The organism is Pseudomonadota bacterium, assembly GCA_018817425.1.
Taxonomy (GTDB): domain Bacteria; phylum Desulfobacterota; class Desulfobacteria; order Desulfobacterales; family RPRI01; genus RPRI01.
The window spans coordinates 28,967-43,093 of sequence record JAHITX010000077.1; the positions used below are offsets into that span (position 1 = coordinate 28,967).

Annotated in this window: 19 protein-coding genes and 1 pseudogene; 8 read left to right on the forward strand and 12 right to left on the reverse strand. The window is 38.6% G+C overall.

Annotated elements, in window-relative coordinates; translation table 11 throughout:
- Positions 1 to 236: 236 nt before the first annotated feature.
- Positions 237 to 2,408, reverse strand: coding sequence for an SUMF1/EgtB/PvdO family nonheme iron enzyme (locus KKC46_12985; protein ID MBU1054721.1), 2,172 nt, complete (start codon positions 2,406 to 2,408; stop codon positions 237 to 239).
- Positions 2,409 to 2,623: 215 nt separating this feature from the next.
- On the opposite strand from KKC46_12985, the gene KKC46_12990 reads away from it, so the two are divergent.
- From KKC46_12990 to KKC46_13010, 5 genes are all read left to right on the forward strand, one after another.
- Positions 2,624 to 3,115 carry a ribonuclease H gene (locus tag KKC46_12990; protein ID MBU1054722.1) on the forward strand — a complete coding sequence of 164 codons (492 nt, stop codon included), beginning with the start codon at positions 2,624 to 2,626 and terminating at the stop codon, positions 3,113 to 3,115.
- 80 nt (positions 3,116 to 3,195) lie between these two features.
- Entirely contained in the window at positions 3,196 to 3,387 is a 192-nt protein-coding gene (locus tag KKC46_12995; GenBank protein ID MBU1054723.1) for a YwbE family protein, read from the forward strand.
- A gap of 120 nt (positions 3,388 to 3,507) precedes the next feature.
- A complete protein-coding gene (locus tag KKC46_13000) occupies positions 3,508 to 3,720 on the forward strand; it encodes a LapA family protein (GenBank protein ID MBU1054724.1) in 213 nt (70 codons plus the stop codon).
- Between the two features lie 17 nt (positions 3,721 to 3,737).
- Positions 3,738 to 4,331 (forward strand): superoxide dismutase, encoded by a 594-nt coding sequence (locus tag KKC46_13005; protein MBU1054725.1) that lies wholly within the window; start codon positions 3,738 to 3,740, stop codon positions 4,329 to 4,331.
- 46 nt (positions 4,332 to 4,377) lie between these two features.
- Positions 4,378 to 4,839 (forward strand): DUF3783 domain-containing protein, encoded by a 462-nt coding sequence (locus KKC46_13010; protein MBU1054726.1) that lies wholly within the window; start codon positions 4,378 to 4,380, stop codon positions 4,837 to 4,839.
- 17 nt (positions 4,840 to 4,856) lie between these two features.
- On the opposite strand, the gene KKC46_13015 is transcribed toward KKC46_13010, so the two are convergent.
- The 4 genes from KKC46_13015 to KKC46_13030 form a co-directional block, all read right to left on the reverse strand.
- Entirely contained in the window at positions 4,857 to 5,870 is a 1,014-nt protein-coding gene (locus KKC46_13015) for a hypothetical protein (GenBank protein MBU1054727.1), read from the reverse strand.
- Positions 5,871 to 5,995: 125 nt separating this feature from the next.
- Positions 5,996 to 6,226 (reverse strand): hypothetical protein, encoded by a 231-nt coding sequence (locus KKC46_13020; protein ID MBU1054728.1) that lies wholly within the window; start codon positions 6,224 to 6,226, stop codon positions 5,996 to 5,998.
- Positions 6,223 to 6,681: a GNAT family N-acetyltransferase gene (locus tag KKC46_13025; GenBank protein MBU1054729.1), complete on the reverse strand. Its 459-nt coding sequence runs from the start codon at positions 6,679 to 6,681 to the stop codon at positions 6,223 to 6,225. The genes KKC46_13020 and KKC46_13025 overlap by 4 nt, the downstream gene beginning before the upstream one ends.
- 19 nt (positions 6,682 to 6,700) lie before the next feature.
- Complete coding sequence (locus tag KKC46_13030) at positions 6,701 to 6,940, reverse strand: BrnA antitoxin family protein (GenBank protein MBU1054730.1); 240 nt, start codon at positions 6,938 to 6,940, stop codon at positions 6,701 to 6,703.
- Between the two features lie 581 nt (positions 6,941 to 7,521).
- On the opposite strand from KKC46_13030, the gene KKC46_13035 reads away from it, so the two are divergent.
- Positions 7,522 to 8,574 carry a hypothetical protein gene (locus tag KKC46_13035; GenBank protein ID MBU1054731.1) on the forward strand — a complete coding sequence of 351 codons (1,053 nt, stop codon included), beginning with the start codon at positions 7,522 to 7,524 and terminating at the stop codon, positions 8,572 to 8,574.
- Between the two features lie 58 nt (positions 8,575 to 8,632).
- Here the strand turns inward: KKC46_13035 and KKC46_13040 are convergent, their stop codons facing one another.
- From KKC46_13040 to KKC46_13050, 3 genes are all read right to left on the reverse strand, one after another.
- Positions 8,633 to 8,965 (reverse strand): cupin domain-containing protein, encoded by a 333-nt coding sequence (locus KKC46_13040; GenBank protein MBU1054732.1) that lies wholly within the window; start codon positions 8,963 to 8,965, stop codon positions 8,633 to 8,635.
- Positions 8,966 to 9,053: 88 nt separating this feature from the next.
- Positions 9,054 to 9,515, reverse strand: coding sequence for a pyridoxamine 5'-phosphate oxidase family protein (locus tag KKC46_13045; protein ID MBU1054733.1), 462 nt, complete (start codon positions 9,513 to 9,515; stop codon positions 9,054 to 9,056).
- On the reverse strand, positions 9,512 to 9,832 hold the full coding sequence (locus tag KKC46_13050; protein ID MBU1054734.1) for a hypothetical protein: 321 nt from the start codon (positions 9,830 to 9,832) through the stop codon (positions 9,512 to 9,514). Before KKC46_13050 ends, KKC46_13045 begins: the two co-directional genes overlap by 4 nt.
- Before the next feature lie 1,203 nt (positions 9,833 to 11,035).
- Between KKC46_13050 and KKC46_13055 the strand changes: the two genes are divergently transcribed.
- A complete protein-coding gene (locus tag KKC46_13055) occupies positions 11,036 to 11,320 on the forward strand; it encodes a type II toxin-antitoxin system RelE/ParE family toxin (protein MBU1054735.1) in 285 nt (94 codons plus the stop codon).
- An 11-nt stretch (positions 11,321 to 11,331) separates the two neighbouring features.
- Positions 11,332 to 11,673 carry a HigA family addiction module antidote protein gene (locus tag KKC46_13060; GenBank protein ID MBU1054736.1) on the forward strand — a complete coding sequence of 114 codons (342 nt, stop codon included), beginning with the start codon at positions 11,332 to 11,334 and terminating at the stop codon, positions 11,671 to 11,673.
- 125 nt (positions 11,674 to 11,798) lie between these two features.
- Here the strand turns inward: KKC46_13060 and KKC46_13065 are convergent, their stop codons facing one another.
- The 4 genes and pseudogenes from KKC46_13065 to KKC46_13080 all read right to left on the reverse strand — a co-directional run bounded on the left by KKC46_13065 (position 11,799) and on the right by KKC46_13080 (position 14,110).
- Positions 11,799 to 12,026 carry a DUF2283 domain-containing protein gene (locus KKC46_13065; protein ID MBU1054737.1) on the reverse strand — a complete coding sequence of 76 codons (228 nt, stop codon included), beginning with the start codon at positions 12,024 to 12,026 and terminating at the stop codon, positions 11,799 to 11,801.
- Positions 12,027 to 12,031: 5 nt separating this feature from the next.
- Positions 12,032 to 12,265: a hypothetical protein gene (locus tag KKC46_13070; protein MBU1054738.1), complete on the reverse strand. Its 234-nt coding sequence runs from the start codon at positions 12,263 to 12,265 to the stop codon at positions 12,032 to 12,034.
- A gap of 802 nt (positions 12,266 to 13,067) precedes the next feature.
- A pseudogene (locus tag KKC46_13075) lies at positions 13,068 to 13,394 on the reverse strand (transposase).
- Between the two features lie 11 nt (positions 13,395 to 13,405).
- Positions 13,406 to 14,110, reverse strand: coding sequence for a triose-phosphate isomerase (locus KKC46_13080; protein MBU1054739.1), 705 nt, complete (start codon positions 14,108 to 14,110; stop codon positions 13,406 to 13,408).
- Positions 14,111 to 14,127 lie beyond the last annotated feature (17 nt).

Sequence of the window (14,127 nt, forward strand, 5' to 3'; positions counted from 1 at the left end):
TCGTAGGGCGGCATTTTATATGCCGCCATGTGACGGCAACTTCCATCATCTAACTACCATCTTGAGTTACGCCACAGACATCATTTTGGCGGGGTGTGAAACCCCGCCCTACGCAAGCAAAAAGTCCAATCCCCGAAATTCCACTCCGTTGCGTTCATTCATACGCCGCCGGCTTCGCTTCGTCGGCTATTCACTCTCTGCACTCCGCTAAAAAATTTTGCCAAGGGTCCAAGGGCTCAAGTGTCAATGGAAACGGACCTGGAGAGGCGGAAGCCTATACCGTTGTATCGGTCGTCAGGTGGGATGCTGCTACGAAAAGACATCCGGCATCGGAGCGCATAGTCGCCCCAACTGCCGCCGCGTACCACGCGACTAGAGCCTGTTGGATGACCAATTGGATCTTTCACAGGATCAGAAGGATAATCACCTTTCCAGTCCTGGCACCATTCCCAAACATTACCAAGCATATCGTACAGTCCCAATTTATTAGGATCTTTTTGGCCAACCCCGTGGGTTTCATCTTCAGAGTTATTAGCATACCAAGCAATTTTGTCTATGTTGTCTTCATATCTATCCCTTTTAGTCCCTACCCGACAAGCATATTCCCATTCCGCTTCAGTAGGTAGACGAAAACCGTTTGCATCATTAATCCTCTTTACGCTTTTCCCATTGATTTCATAGGCAGACTTATATCCTGTTTTATCGGAAAGACTGTTACAAAATTCCACAGCATCAAACCATGATAAACTCTCCACTGGTTTATCAACCCCCCTAAAATGACTGGGGTTTTTACCGGTCACTTTATAATACAATAACTGTGTTACAGGATACTTGTCTATTTCAAAATCACTCACAGTTGTTTCGACTTCCCCTTCTTTTTCATCGCCCATAGTAAATGTACCACCTGGAATCTTTACCATTCTTCCATTTAATTCATCTTTTAAAGAAGTTTCCTGTGCCTCATAATTTATAGCCTTTGCCCTTGTTTCCGGATTTAAGGCAGGCGCAAGCATAAACACATATCGAGTTACTTCCTCCTGATTCTCAAACCCTTTATCATGAAACGTACCCCTTTCCTCACATCTTAAGATGACTTCAAGTTTTGAAAAGTGCCGCTCTTCCAACCATCGATCAACTATCGGGATATCGGTTTTGGTCGGCTTATAAGGCTGTTCCCTGCTCTCTTCAATTTTCTCTTTTTTTGTTTCTACAAGTTGCCGGATTATTTTCTGAAGCTTTATAAGGTGATGCGGGTAATTTTCAAGTTGACGATAAAGATTTGGAAGCAAAAATGCAATCAAACTCATTTTTATGAGGAGTTCCGGGAGAAAAGGTTCACAATCCTCTACTTGCTTGCGGTCCGCCACCCACATGGAAAAGGAAATGGCATTTATGAATCGTTTTAAAGTTCGGGGATTATTGCCAAGTGTCTCAAGTATCGTTTTAATAAATGGTTGTGCATCTTTTAAGTCATTCATTAAAGATGTGATATGACTTAAAAGGTGTTTTGGATCTGCCGGTGGCATCGCAACAGGAAACTGAACTATCTTATCCAGATAGTCTTTTTCTATATCCGGCAAATCTTCGCGGTTTGTAAGGTATAGTTCCCTGTAACGCACGCGAATACCCCGTTCTATTACTTCCCTGGCAACACCGATCACAAATACAAAATTCGGTAAATCCAAAAGCACCTTTAAGCCCTCAAGCAACTGGACAGCCTTTTCGGGCAGACAACGATCCAGATCATCGATAAATACTACGATCTTTGTACCGAACTCCTCAGCAGCTTTCTGTAGTTCCTGAAGAAGATTATAATAAAGACTCTCGTATTCCTGAACAGAATCCAAAATACCGGCTTCTTTCTCTTTATTATCAATTTCCTTTTCAGCTCTTCGCGATTCATCAATCATATCTTTAAATTTAAACTTCGACTTAAGAAGCAACGGAATTTTGATTTCACCTTCTAAGCCATAGGCAAGGGCAATTGGCACCTTTGTGAGTTTTTTTAAAAAAACTGAGACTTTTTTAGAAAATTCCCCTTTATCACCTTTTTGTCTTTCATGAACCCGTTTTAATGAAGCGGCCAAGGTATGAAAAAACGGAATAATCAGGTGCTCCTCACCTGCAAACTGCCAGGGATTAAACCAGACGGTCAGTATCCGGCATTCACTGTCAGTGGCATCAGCGCACAAAGCCTTTTCGATCAGCTTTAACATACTGGTTTTCCCCGAACCCCATTGACCATAGACACCAATTGTAAAAGAACCACTGGATTCTACGGAACGTATCATCTGGACCAACCCATCACAATGTTCCTGATGTCCGATCCGGTCTTCTTCTGCTATACTATCCGGCACAACTAACATGGGTGTATGGGTTTCTCTTTTTGAGGGCTTTTTGGAGACCATCTGATTCTCCTTATAGATTTTTAAATGAATAATCGGCTAAACCACAAATATAAAAATCTTTTTATACAATATTTGTATATAAAATAAGTAATTGCTCGTCAAGGAATTTGAGATTTAATTAATCGGAACAAGCTGATATATGTATTTACCATAATACTCCAAACCATATAGACATTTGTATAGACATTAAAACCGAAAAGTTTGATAATATGCTTGTGGATGAGCTGATTATATTTACAGATGGAAGTGTGAATACTAAGTCAAAGATTGGATATGGGGCTTACCTCGCTGTATCTGAACCTGGACTTTCGTTGGATGCTTTGAGAAAGCAAGTGAAAGTGAAGCGCTTTGATCATACTTCTTCAACGAATCTTGAATTACAAACTCTATTATGGGCGCTAAACGATATTCAGGTAATGGGGAACAAGGTAATTATATATACGGATTCCCAAAACATCATGGGTTTGCCGGGAAGGCGTGAGCGCTTAGAAAAAAACAATTATTGTTCAAAGAAAAACAGGCGTATAAATAATTATGAGCTTTATCAGAAATTTTATAGAATGACTGATCAAATAAATTGTAAATTTGTTAAAGTGCATGGACATCAGGCATCAAATAAAAAAGATGATACAGACAGGCTTTTTACACTTGTGGATAAAGCTTCAAGGAATGCGTTGAGAAAAGATGTCGGGGAGCATTCAATTTGAAACGGGCTCTCTTGCAATAAATAGATTTTTTATGATAGTATTGTACAAATTATATTTTTAGGAAATAGAGGAAATGTTGTATGAACGGAAATAACCGCGCTAATATAAAAGTGGGTGCGCATGTAAAAGTTGTGCAAAAACAGGATCAGCGTACAGGCAATCTGACTGAAGGTATTGTGAAGAATATTCTTACAAAATCAGGTACCCATCCGCATGGGATAAAGGTACGCCTTGAAAGCGGTATAGTAGGACGGGTTAAAGAAATTACCTGAGCCATTTACAAAACGTCTCATCTTGGCTGTTGACGGGCAAGCAAAACACCCTGGAAGCCTGGTTAACTGCCGCATTGCGGCTAAATTGAACCAAATGATGCAGAGGAGGTCATACCTACTATGAAGACAATAAAACAAGTTCTTGTTTTGACAATCAGTATTGCCTTGGTGCTGGTGGCTGTGCAAAACACAGCTCCCATCCAGGCTCGATTCCTTTGGTTTACCACAGAAATGCCGGTAATACTACTGCTGTTTCTTACGGCTGCAGGAGGTTTTATATTAGGGTTAATTGTGTCGCTACTCGCTAAAAGCGGCACTAAACTTAAATCGTAAAATAAAAGGAGAATATTATGTCTATTATGCTACCCGATCTTCCTTACAAAAAAGATGCGCTTGAACCATATATCAGTTCGGAAACTTTGGATTTTCATTATGGAAAACACCATAATGCTTATGTTACAAACCTCAACAAGCTTATTGAGGGTACTGATCTGGCCGGCAAGACATTAGAGGATATCATTAAAACAACTGCAAATACTAGTGACAAAATCGGTATTTTTAACAATGCCGCTCAGGTCTTAAACCATACCTTTTACTGGCAATCCATGAAACCGGATTGTGGTGGCTTACCTACAGGAAAGATCGCAGAAAAAATCAACTCCGATTTTGGAAGCTACGACAACTTTATTAAAGAGCTAAAGAATGCCGGTCTTACACAATTTGGCAGCGGATGGGCATGGCTGGTCTTGAAAGATAACAAGTTGGAGGTTATGAAAACATCAAACGCTGATACTCCTATAGCTCACGGTTTAAAGCCATTATTGACGGTGGACGTATGGGAACATGCTTATTATCTTGATTATCAAAACAAACGTAATGAATACCTTGACGCATTCATCGAAAACTTTATCAACTGGGATTTTGTCAATTCTAATCTCGCTTAATAGATAGTTACAAAACTGATGGCAACATTGAGGAGGCCTGCTGCTAATGGATGACAGTATAATATGTTTTACCCTTGGATTATCACAAACGGATATACAGGCCGGAATGGCGGCCTTTGCTGAAATGGCACAGGGATCAAATGCACTGGAAGTAATTCCTGTCACAGAAGATTTGTTTACCAAAACTGTAGGCGATGTGATCGAAGAAAAGGTTAAGACATTAACTGAAAACAAAGCAGCAAAGCCTTCTGCCGATTGCAACCGCAAAACTCCCGCATCCGGCAATTACCGTATGGTACTGATAAATTCTGAAGATAAAGAGCAAGTAATACAGATCCTAAGAAGTTATAAACAGGTGTTGCCCGATCCGCAGGATGTGATTATTGCTATGATCACAGAAACAGCCCGAACATGGAATTTTCTGGAATATCTTATGCACCTTGATAAAGAACACGAATACAGAAAAACCCACCCTCCTCAAAATGACCCGGATATGAAACGGATGTAAAATCTTTCTTTTTTATTCTATTCGAAATAAATAATAAATTCCATATCCGGCGTTTTATTATATGAAGCAGGTTTGTCTTTCCAGAACCAGACAACAGCCTTGGCCGGCCAGCCAGTGATACTGATATCATCTGTTGGCGGGGTGCTTGGACTAACATTATTGCATCCTCCCGGATACCCACAACTGCCTCCTCTGTGTATATAATGTTTTATAGCAACAGGCGCATTGGGTTGGATGTCTTTTGAGATATTAGTTGAATTATCATATGACACATATACGTATTTGAGGTTAAAGTCCCTGGCATTGTAAAATAAAAAGCTGAATTTTTGTTTATAGCTAAGTTGAGCGCATTCTTTACTATAGTGTACTTCCGCTTTCTTAAGCGCAGGATACCATCGCAGATCATAAGGTTCACAATAAACCGGAAATTTATCGCTTCCCAGTTCTTCTTCGGGCACAACCGCCATATTCCATGATATTATTAAGTCAGGTACTGCCAGAAGATATGGATTAAGTATGGAAACTGACTGCATTGAAGGGCCTTCAATACTGTCATTACCACGGCCATAGGAAGCTCCCATAGTTCCCCACCATGGTCTGCCATCTTCAATCTGACCAAAAACTGTCCGTGAAGGAATATAGTCGCCTTCAATGAGTTCCGGATATTGATAAACGGCATCTGTCCTAAGATCGTACACTTCCGATTTGGACATAAAATCCAGATCCATAACAGAATTCAGATTTATATCTATTTCTTCTTCTGATGCAAAGTCGCCAATGGCAAGCTGATTTGCGGTTTTCTGAATATTAGCAAGTTCATTTTTACTTGCAGCAGGTGTATTTTGAATTACAGCAGAAACTGATTCTTGTTCGGCCGGATGCTTCCGTAGTAACGGGTAGGCAATTACCGCCAATACAACAAGAGCGATAAATAATATTAAAGTAACAATGCTCATACCGCTTTGGCCAGACGATTCAACTCGCTTTGCATTTGTTTTTAAAGGACATATATCCATATTATCATCTCTCACTAAAAGGCAATCCACATAAATTCAGGCTTAAAGAGCCACTTTCAAAACGTTTCAGTTTGGTCAAGGTCAAGGCGGATGAAAATTTTGTATATAATATTTTTTTCATCTCTACATCTCCCGACATTTTATTCTTTTCTTTTTACCAAGGCATCTTTAATATCTTGCAACTCTTTTAATAACTTTTTTGTGGTTATGTTATTTTTATACGCCATTATAATCAATTTTACAGAAACAAGAAACACACCTGCTTCTAAAAGCAGATCGTGAGTAAGACCTTTGGTAAACAATGCCAATACAAAAAGCACAAAAGTAATCGCTATAATCACTGAAGATCCGACATCAAAATGTTCTCTCATTTCTTATTAACCTTTTCCATATATATAATTTCTATATGGTCACAATCATAACCACCCGTTTTATAGATATTATAACCTAATTTTTTATAAAGATGTATATTATTATCGCTTTTAGAACCTACAAAAAGCTCAAATCTTTTTGGGGTAAAATGCTTTTCAATTTCTTTCATCAAAGCTGCTCCGATGCCTTGATTTTGCATATCAGGAAGAACTGCCAGCTTGCCGACAAAACAAGTCCCATCTTCTTCATATGCTCTCACAGTGCCGATAATTTGTTTTTCAGAAACAGCTTTTAATATTATATATGTTTTGAATTGTTCTTTTATTTCAGCAATTGTCTGTTTAAGTGGAGGTATATTATAATCATTGTAGCGTTTGGCCTCAATTTGATAAGCCAACTTCTGCAATCTCAAGACTTCTTCTGCATCAGTAATTTTTGCTTGTATGATTGCCATATAAATAGCCCGGACTAACTCAACTGTTTTGTTCGGCATTTTCAGTTTGCCATTTCATTTGCAGTTTTCTTTGATTAACAGAGCAATCTCGAAGATAAAGGTTTATTAAGTTTTGGTAAGGAATGCCCAAATCTTCCGACATAGACTTGAAATATGAAATGGTATCACGGTCAAGCCGAATAGTTACCGGTTGTTTTAAATGTTTTATATAGGGATTTTTACGGCCCTTCATTTTGGAAAAATCATAATGGTCTCTCATTTTCTGTATCTCCAATAATCTTTTTCTTCATCGCCATCCGCTTTTCTGGCAGATATAATTCTAAACTTTTTAATTTTAGCCTTTTCTTTCTGTTTATTCCATTAAAAACGTAGCTCAGCTATATGTACATTTTACTTATAATTATGAAAATGTAAAGATTGAAGATTCACAGTTGAAGCAACGGAATTAGGACTCGTTTTTGCGGTACAAGTTTAATCCGAACATGCCGGTTTTCTTTTCCCATTATCTTCCAAAATTCACTTTATAACTAGTGCCCATCCATAAACGGCATCTTGCGACCCATATCTGCGTTCTCGCATTTTTGAAATACTCGACGTAAGACCATTACGCCTGCGTTTTCAAAAATGCTGCGGCCTTGATCTGAACCGCAATCTACCATTTCTGGATGGACACTAACGATCAGATTCATTAAAAATATCATTATAGAATCGCATATATAGAAAAATTAATATTTGTAAAAACAGGACAATATGAGTTATAGTTTTATAAAAGTGATTTTTGAGCAACAGTTTTTAAATGTCTTTGAACCAAACAAATGCAATAGAAAGGGGAAGGTAACTATGCAAAGAGAAGCTATGAGCGATGTTCAGTTGTCTGAGGGCTTAAACCATGATGTTGACATGCCACAAGGTGACTATATGGAAGATTTTGCTCAACTTGTTATAGCAGAGTCAGAGGATTATGACCTTTGCTTCGTACCTAATTTATGGCATGTCGGCGGAGGAAAGAGCGGCTATTGGCAAGTGGATAAAGCATTGATGATCCAGACAACTTTTATGATGATCCCCAAAAACAAACGTGGCAAAATGCATAACAACGAATTTATCAGCAACCGCTTAGACCCCAAAGATTGGGTCGACACAGATTTTTCAATCAAGCAGGTCGGAGATTCGATAGTCTGGAAAACACAAAAAATGGAATTTATTTCCCGGCCTCCCTTTTGGGAAATTAAGGGCGATCACATGGGCATTCAGTACAATATGCTTTTTGGAGGTATTGGCAAAGCAATAAGAAGTGGCGGCCTTTGGGAGGACTTGCCTAAAACGCTTCGCGCCGGTTATGACCATTTCTGTTGGGTTGAAGGTGATATTACTGTCGGAGGCAAGAAACATGTTCTAAAAAATGCTTACGGGCTTCATGAAAGATTAACATTCGGAAAAACATATGACCCGGTTACATCAATGCGTAAACCATACAACTGGGTTTTGGGCATGAATGACAAATATCGTATATACTTCTTCGTTTTACCGGGAGAGGAAAAAATAGGGCAAGGTCAAATCTCTATCAATGATGAAAAGCTTGCATTCGGCTTGGGAGATATTTCGGTAAAGGATATGGAAATGTGGATAGATCCGCTTACAGGGATGCAGGTTCCATCCAGATGGGAATTCAAGCTGAACTCTAAAGATGGTAAAGTAGACCTGGAAATTGCAGCGGGAGGAAGAAGCATATTTACTGTAGCATCACACACAGGAACTACGGTTCGCTATGCATATTCATGTTTAATCAACGGCCAGGCAATTTTTGCAGATGGCCGCAAAGCTGATATCAATGATGTCATGGCGTATATGGAATGGGGAAAATCGGCTTTCCCACTTCAGGCCGGTATTTAATTAGCACATAGATGTTGCGTATGAAAATATAGTTTATAGCGGTATTTTAAATTCTCAATTACTTCGCTTTATAGCGATCAGACTCATTAAAAAAAGTAATGTCTGCATATCCGGCATAGATTTTTCCCGAATGCTTTGTGTTTTCAGGAATGAAGTAAATATCACCCTTACTATACTCTTTTTTGGCTCCATCTATTATCAATTCAATTTTCCCACTAAGAACAAATCCTACCTGGGCAGCATGAGAGTGCTCAGGTAGGTCAGCATCCTTTTCAAATTGCATAAATATCAACTGATGATTAGAAGCCTGCGATAAATACGCCTTGATACCATCTATTGGTATATCAGCTTCCGGCAAATTTCTTATTGGTTCTGGAAATATATTTTTCATTTTTAGCCTTTTTTCATAACTTAGCCTTCATCTGTGGGAAGGGGTGAAGTTAAACTCCCAATAGATGGAGCAGTGATTATATTGTTTATTATTGGAACCCGGACCGTTTGCCGGTCATACTATCTATTTCAATTTTAATCACAGATGTTTTATCGATAGTACTATCTGTGAATTGGAATAAGTTTTTCGAATATTGGCTCATGATAATATTTAATGCTTTTCTTTTTTGCTCCGGATTATCAATAAAAAATGCTTTACCAAAGCCAATTACACTCTCATATTTCATGCCCCACTCACAGGCATTTTTGCCTTTTAAAACCTCAACATCTATATCAAACTCAAAGCAAACATTATTATTTTTCCGCAAAATATTTATTTTCTTTCCTTCCAAAGAACCATGGACATAAATCGTATTGTCCCGGTATCCGTAGCATAAGGGCACAATGTACGGAATATTATCCTCAGCCAATCCGACACGACAGACAATCGAATTATGAATAACAGCTTCGATCTCCGATTTTTCAGTAATTTCTTTTTCTTTTCTTCTCATGAATTTTTACTCTTATTTTGCAGATAATTGGAATAGATAAAATCAATAGCATTAAGTTGCGTGAATGTAACCTCATAGTAAATCCTCTGATTTACAAAAAACGGCTTGATCTTCTGTATATAGTAACTGTCGGCTCTTGCATTCTTTGGATCGGTGAATCTATGCCGATTTACTTTGTCGGCAATTTTCTCGTAATATTCATTAAGAGTAGAATCTGTGTTGAGAGGAAACTTATCAAGATTTCCAAGGACATCAAGCGAATACGTGGTTTTCAGGAAGTCCTTGACTCTGAGAAGGTACTCAAAATATTTTAGCATCAACCGTTCTGAGCTTTCCTGTTCAAGGGTATAGTGAGATGCCGAAATCTACAGGAAGTCATGGAACTGGCGCAGAAATTTCAGATTCCCCCTTGTTTTCATAAACTCAGTTGCTTTGCCGATATTATCCCACTTGTCATCCAGTAGGGCTTAGTAAAGATGTTTCCTGACATGGTCTCACCATGTCAGGGTTCACATATTTCCACTATCTCTGGATTGATAGATAGGAGATATCTGTACTATCAGAACGCCGCCTTCACAAGCGAAGTCTTTGTGAAAGGCGTGGTTGTAAAATATTTTAAAGGGCAGAGCTGCCAACTGTGTAGGCCTTACACCCATGTTGTCCGTCAATGCGACCCCCATTATTTCGGTCACGTCCCCTGCCTTCATTAAATTCACCGGTTTCTCAAAACCTTAATACGAATATAAACGGCCAACACAAACCATGCGACAGCAATTACATTCCATATCTTATTGTCGGCTAACACCTCAAAGATACTTGGCAGAAACACACATGAGAGTATAGATATCCAAAAAAATATTCTTACTACAACCTCATCTTCGCGCCTAGGATCAAAAATACGATATAAGATACTTCTTTGTTCTTGATCCGATTTTGATGAATTCTTGTTTTCCATATCCTCTCGTTTCAGAGGGAGAAAGGAACCTCTAAATTGCTATATTTGAATAAAAGAAGAACAAATTGGGTCAAGTCTTTATTTGACCTTTAATTACTTTTTCTTTTAAAGTTTGAATCTCTTTCCCTAATTTACTGCCTGTAGCTGCTTTTTAAACCCGTTCAATAATACTGTCACCATAATGGATCAGCATATCACTCAAAAGCGATTAATTACTCTATTAACAGAATAACTCCAAATGCTAAAAATATCTGAAAACATAATTTCAAGCTTTGGCTTTTTCCTCTTTAAATCCTGAAAGTTACACAAACAACTCATTTTAAATAAATCGAATTAAAGTGGCTATAACATAAAACTATATATTAGCAAAGAAGAAATTAATTGTAACAGGCAGTTTTCGTTCTCTTTTAAATATGATGAAGGAGGAATGGCGGTTTATGGATTTATTACAAGATTATCAATGTAAACTGACAAAATTCTGAAGCGGATACCACAAACAATGTCTATTCTCAAAAAAATGAGTTTGAATATTGACAACTGTAACGTGACAGCTTACAATAGGCTCATGATAAAATCTTTTGCCGATAAAGAAACGAAACAACTTTTTATAACAGGCAAATCAAAACGTCTGCCCCCTGAATTAATCAAACGGACCATAAGGCGCTTAGAATATATACATTATGCATTAACCTTAAATGATCTCATGATGCCTCCAATCAACCGGTTACACGCACTAAAAGAAGATAGGAAAGGACAATATTCAATATCGATCAATGACCAACAATGGCGAATCTGTTTTAGTTTCGTTGAAGGCGATGCCTACGATGTTGAAATAACTGATTACCATTGAGGGATAGAAACATGACTACTACAAACACTGCAAAAAGAGAATGCCCCCCAACACATCCCGGCGAGATGCTCAGAGAAGATTTCATGCCGGATTTTGATCTGAACGCTACTTCAATGGCTATGGCTTTGGGTGTATCACGCCAGACTATTAATGAAATTTTAAGAGAACGACGGGCCATAACACCTGCCATGGCATTGAGATTATCCCGTCTTTTCGGGAATTCCCCCGAATTTTGGCTGAATGCCCAACATGCCTGGGATTTATGGGATTCCGAACAGCGGTTTCACAAAGAACTATCTCAAATTAAGCCCTTGAAGCTGCATGACATAGAAGTTATGATAGATAGAATTTGAAGTATATGGAGATTAGTGATCCCGCAAATCACAAAGAGAAGTATAACATAAAAGCAAAATCCATAAGCAGACCCCATTGTCCAATATCTATCTGAAAGTTTTTTATTCAGGCAAATGATCTGTTATCAAATTGATGCTCTATACTCCTTTTCAGTTTGATGCGACATCTCTTGATATGAAAATTCCCAAAGTCCGGCATTATCTTTTGCATGCTCAATAGTCATACTAACGATATTGCCTTTAGCATCGATGTCAACATAGATATTTTCACTTATTTCTTTAGTCTCATTTACTTCTTTATCGGTGAATTCGACGTGAGCAGTATCCGTATCGGAAAAATATTTCACTTTCATGATTATCACTCCTTGTATGATCTATCGAAAAACGCATTATGAACCGTTTCGCCATCTTCGAGTAAAATAACTCTCAAATATTTCCCTGTTTCTGATATTTTGGCCCATTTTCTGATCCTGCCATCAGATTGAATTTCTGTCTTATCAGGTTTATCAATAACTGATTTTATCCAATCTTCTCTGATTTGAGCACGATCCGGGCGTTTCCTCGTATAATCAAAATATTGTGTGGTTTTCATTTTTAAAACCTTAGATTCATGTAAGCCAGCCAGCATTTCAACAAAGAATTTGTGTAACTATATCAAAAAACCGGAAATAATCAAAGTAAAAAGTAGATGAAGGTAAGTTCTCCGGATGGAAATATCTTGTACATGTTCTATATCCAATAAGATTGCTCGCTTCGGAGACTGTGTCATAATTATATTTAATGGGCGCTTTTTCATCCTGTCGTACCGGACTTCGATCCGGTATCTAGGTTGCAATATCTGTTACTTTTATGGATTTAGGGTCAAGCCCGGGATAACAAAAAACTATATAATACTGTTTTTATTATTATTCTATACAAGCAGAAAGGTGTAAATGTACATATGACGCCAAAGTATTTCTTACGCGAAACCCCTTTGGCTTTTTCTTTAGGATTTCCTGAATAAATATTTTCCATTAGGTTTTTATCATTGCTTATCATTTGTGAATAGTGAAAACAGTGACCTCGTATCGGAGTATCCTGTTTTAAAAAAAGAAAATCCTTTAGAGGCTTTACTTCGGTGTATCCAAGTGACTGAATCCAAGTGACTGAAGGCCTGATTTCATAACAGTACTATAGGGGAGGCATCCGCACATGGGATATGATTGGATAACTTAGTGAATGAGGATAAAAACAAATCAGTTTGTTTTATATCCATTTCGGAAAGTAAACGTATTTTATCTATATCCACATTTTTTGAAACAGTATCTGCCAGAACTTTTATTTTAGAATTATCAAGAATTTCATCTTCTCAGATGCTGCTATGCCCGGAATAAGGATAATCCCATATTTTCAGCAAGCTTTGCCCTGATGGAATTTAGATGAATGTAACGGACCAGCTCAAGCAGATAAGCATCCTCCTGGCATAAAATGGATTTATAGCGGTTCTGAAAGAGATGCCCGGATCAATTATATCTCCGGTTAAATGAAACTGCATATCCGGTAAGCAGCCGCCTCATCAAAGTTGACACCGGAACACCACCGGTTTTTACCAGTAAATGAAAATGATTTGATAATAGCGCCCATTCTAAACAACTGCTTTTGGTTTCGATTATAAGCTTTCCAAACCGGTTTAAAAAATCATCACGATCGGAATCGGTCCTGAAAATTTTGGCCCGCTCGATTCCCCGTACGATTAACTGTCATAGTCATCACAGGAGGCCTTCTCGCAAATACGTGCGAACGCCACCGGGTCCAGGCTTGCCGTCCCTACCATTAACCCGGACAAACCCGCTATCGCCAGGTAATCGCCAGCATTATCCTCATTAATTGAGCCACCATAAAGGATCGGTTTGTCAGGTGCGATTATCCTGATCTCCCCTATCACCTCTTTTATCTTTTCAAGAGATTGGGGAACATTAATACCTATGGCATCAACAGGTCCATAGCCGATAATCAAATCCTCAAGATCTGCTTCGTTCAGGGCCGCTATCTGAGACCTTGCATAGGTTTTGTCGACACAGACGATGGGTTTTATATCGGCAGCCCTGGCCTCGCTGACTTTGTTAGCAACATCCTGGTTGGTTTCATAAAAATAACGACGCCGCTCAGAATGACCGAGAATAGCAAACTCAACCAGGTCTCGTGCCATTTCAGCGGCCATTGCCCCGGTATAAGCGCCCAGGGGGAATGGCGACAGATCCTGAGCTGCCAAGGTTAGATGCTCAGTTGTATATTTCTGTAATTCCTGTTGCATGGGGATAAGGTATAATGCAGGTGGGGCGATGATTACTTCTACCTGGGGATTGGGACGATACAACTGACAGAACTTTTCAAGCCATGCTTCAGCTTCGGACATGGATTTATGGGCCTTCCAGTTTGCCAATACATATTTTGTCATAACTACCTCTCAATAAA